This is a genomic window from Kitasatospora sp. NPDC059747, from assembly GCF_042732955.1.
Taxonomy (GTDB): Bacteria; Actinomycetota; Actinomycetes; order Streptomycetales; family Streptomycetaceae; genus Kitasatospora.
The window spans coordinates 1-6,630 of sequence record NZ_JBHWGV010000182.1 but is presented as its reverse complement, the minus strand read 5'-3'; the positions used below and the strand labels follow the sequence as shown (position 1 = coordinate 6,630).

Here is a 6,630-nt window from a genome sequence, read left to right as displayed (position 1 = left end):
TCGCGGGGTGGGTTCTGGCGCTCCGGGCGGGGGGGGGGGCGCGCCCGGGGGGGGGGGGGGGGGCCGGCCGCCCCGGGGGGGGGGGGCGCCCCCCCCCCCCCCCCGCTGGTGTTCCCCGAGGGGGTCAGCCGGCCGGGGTGCCGCCGTCCTCGACGAGGCTGTACATCACCGACCGCTGGTCCTTGCGGCGCTCGATGCGGCCCTTCGCGACGAGCGCGCCGAGGGCGTTGCGCACGACCTGCGGGGTGGGCTCGCGGTCCGGGTGCGCCACCAGGAACTCGTCGCGCAGTTCCTTGGCGGTGCGGGGCTCGCCGTGGCCGGCGAGCAGGTGCGTCAGGACGTCGCCCAGCAGCGGGCGCTGCGACGGGACCTTCGCGACGCGGCGGGACTTGGCGGCCGCCTTGACCGTGGGGGCGGCCGTGGAGCCGGCCCGCGGTGACGGGGTGCGCGGCGCCCTCTTGCGGCGCGGCGCCTTCGCGGCGGGCGCTTCGGCGGGTGCCTCGGTGGGTGTGTCGGCGGACGCGTCGGCGGGGGCCGGCTCGTCCTGGGTGCGGGCCGGCTCCGGGGCGGGCGTCGGCTCCTGGGCCTGCTCCTGGACGGGAGCGGGCCCGGTGTCGTCGCTGTAGCGCTCGGCCACCGACATGATGTCGACGAGGAGCGCCTCCTCCTGCTGGAGCTTGGTGAGTTCGTCGGCGAGCTCCTGCTGCCGGCGGCGGTTCCCCGCGAGATCCGACGCGGCCTGTACGGCGTACCGCGATCGGAGCGAGGCGGCTGATTGGCTGGTCACGACCGGTCACTCCTGCCTGTGGACGTTGTTGCGCATGGTACCCGTGTCGAGGGCCCGCGCACGGCGTCGAAGGTGAAATAACCCTTCAGTCAGGTGACGTTCGCGCACGTGGTAGCGCGCGGGAGAACATACGTGTCAGCCGCCGGGCTCCTTGACGGAACGTCAGATCACGGGAGGGCCCGTCTCCTCCAGGACCCCGTCCGCCAGCCGCAGCCAGCGGTCGACCCCGATCCCGGCGAGGAACCGCTCGTCGTGGCTCACCACGAGGAACGCCCCCTGGTAGGAGTCGAGCGCGCCTTCGAGCTGCCCGACGCTGATGAGGTCGAGGTTGTTGGTCGGTTCGTCGAGCAGCAGCAGGTGCGGCGCGGGCTCGGCGCACAACACGCAGGCCAGGGTGGCGCGCAGACGCTCGCCGCCGGAGAGCGCGCGCACCGGCAGGTGGGCCCGGGCGCCCCGGAAGAGGAAGCGGGCGAGGAGGTTCATCCGCTCGGCCTCCGGCCGCTCCGGGGCGGCCGCGGCGAAGTTCTGCGCGACGGTGAGGTCCGGGTCGAGGAGGTCCAGGCGCTGGGAGAGGTAGGCGACGCGGCCGTCGGCGCGCTTCACCCGGCCCTCGTCCGGGGCGAGGTCCCCGGCGAGCAGGCGCAGCAGGGTGGTCTTCCCGGCTCCGTTGGGGCCGAGGAGGGCGATCCGCTCCGGGCCCCGGACGCTCAGGCCGACGCCGTCCCCGGCGAACAAGGGCGTGCCGTCGCGCAGCACTTGCAGGTGTTCGCCGATGAAGAGGTCGCGTCCGGCGGGCACCCGGGTGCCGGTGAGGTCCAGGGTGAGGCGCTGGTCGTCGCGCACGGCGCGTTCCGCCTGGTCCAGACGGGACTTGGCCTCGTCGACGCGGGCCGCGTGCACCTGTCCGGAGCGGCCCGCGGACTCCTGGGCGCCGCGCTTCATGTTCCCGGCGAAGATGCGGGGCAGGCCGGCGCTCTTGAGGGTGCGGGCCGCGTTGCCGGCGCGGCGCTCGGCGCGTTCGCGGGCCTGCTGCAGCTCGCGCTTCTCGCGCTTGAGCTCCTGCTCGGCGCTGCGGACGTTCTTCTCCGCGACCTCGCGCTCGGCCTGCACCGCTTCCTCGTAGGCGGTGAAATCGCCGCCGTACAGCCGGAGTTCATGTGAGTCCAGTTCGGCGATGCGGTCCATCCGGTCGAGCAGGGCGCGGTCGTGGCTGACCAGCAGCAGGCAACCGGAGAAGTCGTCCAGCGCGTCGTGGAGGTGGTGCCGGGCGCCGAGGTCGAGGTTGTTCGTCGGTTCGTCGAGCAGCAACACGTCCGGACGGCGCAGCAGTTGGGCGGCGAGGCCGAGTCGCACGACCTGGCCGCCGCTGAGCGTGCCCAGCGGCCGGTCCAGGTGGAGGCCCGCGAGGCCGAGGCGGTCGAGCTGGGCGAGGCTGCGCTCCTCGATGTCCCAGTCGTCGCCGATGGCCGTGAAGTGCTCCTCGGCGACGTCGCCGGACTCCACCGCGTCGATGGCGCGGATCACGGCGGCGACGCCGAGCACCTCGGCGACCGTGAGGCCCGCCGTCAGCGGCAGGTCCTGGGGGAGGTACGCGACCGTGCCGGCCGTCGCCACCGTGCCCCCGGCGGGCCGCAGTTGCCCGGCGACCAGCTTGAGCAGCGTGGACTTGCCCGAGCCGTTGGGGGCGACGAGGCCGGTGCGGCCGGTGCCGACGGCGAAGGAGAGGTCGCGGAAGACGGGGGTGTCGTCCGGCCAGGAGAAGGACAGGTGGGAGCAGACGATCGAGGCAGAGGACATGAAGGCGACCTGGGAGTGAGCGGGCGGAGGCACGTCCGGCCCGAAAAGACAGGGGGACAGGGGCGCTGGGCGCGACGCATCGGGCCGAAGCGCTGGGTGCCACGCACCCGCTACGGCCTTCTGGTCCGGGATTCACCCGGAGATGTCGTCGTCGCCTGCCATGTCTGCTCCACGCGTCGGTCACGAGGGTTCGTCGTTCGTCACCGTACCAGTTCGGGGTGGCGGCGGCCTCCGGATTTCGGACGGTGCGGTGCGGTCCGGGCGTCTTGACGGAGCGTCGGACACCCGCCAGCATAATAACCGTTCAGAACGGTTACTTTTTTGGCCTGACGAGGCCATGGCTCACACCCAAGGACGGGAACACCCATGAACCGACGACTCCTGGCAGCCCTCGCGGCGGCCGTGCCCCTCGCCGCCGCGCTCTACGCGCCGAGCGCCATCGCGGACACCCGCACCCCGTACAGCTGCGTCGCCCCCGCCGTGCAGGCCCCGCCAGGGACCCGGGTGGAGGGCGTCACCGCCGTCGCCCACGCCGCCGGCACCGTCGACGTGCCCGCGGTGTTCCCGCTGTCCGACGCGCACATCCCCGACGTCCCGGCCTTCTGCGACGTCACCGTCACGCTCACCCACCCCGGCCAGGGCGACCACGCCAAGGTGCGGGTCTGGCTGCCCCAACAGAACTGGAACGGCCGCCTGCAGACCGTCGGCGGACTCGCCTACGCCGCCGGCGACTACGGCGCCAACCTCGCGGCCGTCGTCAAGAGCGGCTACGCCGCGGCCACGACCGACGCCGGCGTCGGCTCGTACGTCGACACCAAGTGGGCGCTCGACGGCTCGGGGCAGGTCGACAAGGCGCTGCTGGAGAACTTCGCTTCCCGGTCCGAGCACGAGGCGGCGGTCGTCGCCAAGGCCGTCATCGCCGGCCATTACGGGCGCGCCGCCTCCTACGCGTACTTCAACGGCTGTTCCACCGGCGGCCGTCAGGGCTACGCGGAGGCCCAGAAGTATCCCGAGGACTACAACGGGATCCTCGCCAACGCGCCCGCCATCGACTGGACGCGGTTCGAAGTCGCCACGCTGTGGCCGCAGGTGGTGATGAACGAGGCGAAGACCTACCCCACCGCGTGCGAGTTCAAGGCGTTCACGGACGCCGCCGTCCGGGCGTGCGACGGGCTCGACGGGGCGGTGGACGGGCTCGTCGGCAAACCCGACGAGTGCGGGTTCAACCCGCGGCGGCTCATCGGCACCACCGTGGAGTGCGAGGGCAAGCAGGTGACCATCAGCGAGGCGGACGCCGAGGTGGTGCGGCGGATCTGGGACGGGCCGCGCACGCCGTCGGGCCGCAAACTCTGGCCGGGCGTCCCGGTCGGCGCCGACCTGAGCGGCCTCGCGGGCAGCACGGTCGACGCCGCGGGCAGCCGCGTCGGCGCGCCGTTCCCGGTGCCGGCGGCGTGGGTGGGGACGTGGCTGAAGAAGGACCCGTCCTTCCAGGTCGCGTCCCTCACCTCCGGCGACCTGGCGCGGCTGTTCCGGCAGTCGGTGGCCGAGTACGGCGATGTCATCGGGACGGCCGACCCGGACCTCTCCGCCTTCCGCGACGCCGGCGGCAAGCTGCTCACCTGGCACGGGCTCGCGGACGAGTTCATCCCGGCCGACGGCACGGTGCGCTACCGCGAGCAGGTCGAGCGGGAGATGGGCGGCCCGGAGGAGGTCGACGACTTCTACCGCCTCTTCCTCGCCCCCGGCACGGCCCACTGCGGCCTCACCGGGCGCACCGACGACCTCGGCGCCCTGACCGCCTGGGTCGAGCAGGGCAAGGCCCCGCGGACGCTCCCGGCGACCCTCGGGACGGCCTCCGGCCGGCAGGTGAAGCGCGACCTCTGCCCCTACCCGCAGGTCTCCCGCTACGACGGCCACGGCGACCCGGCCGCCCCGACCAGCTTCCGCTGCACCCCGGCGACCCGCGACTGACCCCGGCGCCGCGCGACGCACCCCGGCCCCCCCCCCCCCCCGGGGGGGGGGCCCGGGGTGCGTGGTGCCCGGTCGTCAGAACCGGTCGACGTCGACGACGGCCTGGGCGAAGCGGGTGGGGGCTTCCTGGGGGAGGTTGTGGCCCACGTCCGTCAGGGTGCGGTGCTCGTAGGGCCCGGTGAACATGTCCCGGTACGTGGAGCCGTCGGCGGGGGTGGCGGTGAACGGGTCCAGGACCGGGTCCATGGTGATGGTCGGCACGGCGATGGCGGGCCTGCGGGCCAGCAGGTGTTCGTCGTGGTCGTAGCGGTGCTCGCCCTCGACGATGCTCAGCCGCCAGCGGTAGTTGTGGATGACGATCGCCGCGTAGTCGGGGTTGTCGAAGGCGGCCGCGGTGCGGTCGAAGGTGGCGTCGTCGAAGCGCCACGTCGGGGAGACCGTCTGCCAGACGAACCGGGTCAGGTCGCGCCGGTGGGTGCGGTCCTGCATGGCGGCCTTGCCGCGCTCGGTCGCGAAGTAGAACTGGTACCACCAGGTGCGCTCGGCGCCCGGCGCGAGCGGCTTCGTCTGGGCCTCGCGGTTGGTGATGAGGTAGCCGCTCACCGGCACCAGGGCCTTGACCCGCTCGGGCCACAGGGCCGCCATGACGGCGCCGGTGCGCGAGCCCCAGTCGAAGCCGGCGACGACCGCGCGGTCGATCCGGAGGGCGTCCATGAAGGCGATGATGTCGCGGGCGATGGCCGCCTGCTGGCCGTTGCGGGGGGTGCGGGACGACAGGAAGCGCGTCGTGCCGTGGCCGCGGAGGTAGGGGACGAGCACGCGGTAGCCGAGGTCGGCGAGGAGCGGTGCCGCGTCGACGTAGCTGTGGATGTCGTACGGCCAGCCGTGCAGCAACAGGACCACCGGCCCGTCGGCGGGCCCGAGTTCGGCGTAGCCGACGTCGAGCACGCCGGCGGTGACCTGCTTCAGGACGGGGAAGGAGGTGCGCGTGCCGGGGACGACGTCCGGCACGACGGGGGCCGGGCCGGAGGCGGGCGCCGCACCGGCGATGCCCTGCAGACCGGTGAGCGAGGCGGCGGCCGCCCCGGCGCCGAGGCCGACGGCCTTGGTGAAACTGCGCCTGTCGATCATGTGGTTCCTCTCGGGGAGATGCGGACGCGTCCCCTGGTGGGGAGGCGGCTGTCCGGAGCGCGGGTCACTCTTCCGCTCCGCTTTCGTGCGTCACATCGGTCACTTGACGGTCGGTGTCGAGGGGCCGTCGTACGTCGTGACCGGTCTGGCCAGTGATGAAGGTGCGGCCGGGGCAACGGCCGGGGCCGGGGCACGGGCATTGCGCATCCAGCGGTCACTGGTCAGTATGGTGACGTGATGCATGCCTTCCCCTGTGGGACCCTGCCCCTCGACTTCGTCGGCACCTACCGCGCGCGGCGCAACGAGGTGCCGGTGGAGAAGCTGGCCACGCCCGGTCAACTCGACGCCTGGTTCGTCGAGTCGGGGATGTTCGACACCGTGCCCGGCGCCGATGCCACGGACCTCGACATCGCCGTGGACCTGCGCGAGGCGGTCTACGCGCTCGTCGCCTCCCGGCTCGACGGGCAGCCGATGCCGACCCGGGCGATCGCCGAGGTGAACCGGCACGCGGCGGGACTGCCGGTGACGCTGCGCCTGCACCCCTCGGGCGCCACCAGGACCGGGTCCGTGGCACAGGGGCTGGCCGCGCTCGCCCGCGAGGCCGTCGAGATCCTCGGCGGCGACGACGCGGCGCTGCTGCGCGAGTGCGCCCGGCCCGAGTGCACCCAGGTCTACCTCGACCGCTCGCGCGGCTACCGGCGCGAGTGGTGCGCCATGCGGACGTGCGGGAACCGCGTCAAGGCCGCGACCTACCGGGCGCGTCAGCACGGCGGCGCCGGGAGCTGACGGCCGCTCTGTAGCGGGACCCCCGCGGGGCGTGTGGTCACCGCTCGGGGACATGCGTCCGCCCCGGGCCCGGGGGGGGGGGGGGGCCCGGGGGGGGGGGGGGGGGGGGTGAACGGGGGGGGGGGGGGAGGGTTTCGGGGGGTTTGAGGGCGGGGGCA

At 73.9% G+C, this 6,630-nt stretch carries 5 protein-coding genes; 2 read left to right on the top strand and 3 right to left on the bottom strand.

Features of this window, described 5'->3' with window-relative positions; genetic code table 11:
* Positions 1-124 precede the first annotated feature (124 nt).
* Together ACFV4G_RS40915 and ACFV4G_RS40910 are read right to left on the bottom strand one after the other, a co-directional pair.
* Positions 125-787, bottom strand: coding sequence for a hypothetical protein (locus ACFV4G_RS40915; RefSeq protein WP_380448265.1), 663 nt, complete (start codon positions 785-787; stop codon positions 125-127).
* A 162-nt stretch (positions 788-949) separates the two neighbouring features.
* Positions 950-2,584 carry an ABC-F family ATP-binding cassette domain-containing protein gene (locus ACFV4G_RS40910; RefSeq protein ID WP_380448263.1) on the bottom strand — a complete coding sequence of 545 codons (1,635 nt, stop codon included), beginning with the start codon at positions 2,582-2,584 and terminating at the stop codon, positions 950-952.
* Positions 2,585-2,950: 366 nt separating this feature from the next.
* Here ACFV4G_RS40910 and ACFV4G_RS40905 point away from each other — a divergent pair, with 366 nt between their 5' ends.
* Positions 2,951-4,555, top strand: coding sequence for a tannase/feruloyl esterase family alpha/beta hydrolase (locus ACFV4G_RS40905; RefSeq protein WP_380448261.1), 1,605 nt, complete (start codon positions 2,951-2,953; stop codon positions 4,553-4,555).
* 75 nt (positions 4,556-4,630) lie between these two features.
* Here ACFV4G_RS40905 and ACFV4G_RS40900 read toward each other — a convergent pair whose 3' ends face one another.
* Complete coding sequence (locus ACFV4G_RS40900; RefSeq protein ID WP_380448259.1) at positions 4,631-5,686, bottom strand: alpha/beta fold hydrolase; 1,056 nt, start codon at positions 5,684-5,686, stop codon at positions 4,631-4,633.
* 237 nt (positions 5,687-5,923) lie between these two features.
* Here ACFV4G_RS40900 and ACFV4G_RS40895 point away from each other — a divergent pair, with 237 nt between their 5' ends.
* A complete protein-coding gene (locus tag ACFV4G_RS40895; protein ID WP_380448257.1) occupies positions 5,924-6,472 on the top strand; it encodes a CGNR zinc finger domain-containing protein in 549 nt (182 codons plus the stop codon).
* Positions 6,473-6,630 lie beyond the last annotated feature (158 nt).

Coding starts and splice junctions, on each gene's coding strand:
- ACFV4G_RS40895 (WP_380448257.1), top strand. CDS start 5,924: ATGCATGCCTTCCCCTGTGGGACCCTGCCCCTCGACTTCGTCGGCACC.
- ACFV4G_RS40910 (WP_380448263.1), bottom strand. CDS start 2,584: ATGTCCTCTGCCTCGATCGTCTGCTCCCACCTGTCCTTCTCCTGGCCG.
- ACFV4G_RS40900 (WP_380448259.1), bottom strand. CDS start 5,686: ATGATCGACAGGCGCAGTTTCACCAAGGCCGTCGGCCTCGGCGCCGGG.
- ACFV4G_RS40905 (WP_380448261.1), top strand. CDS start 2,951: ATGAACCGACGACTCCTGGCAGCCCTCGCGGCGGCCGTGCCCCTCGCC.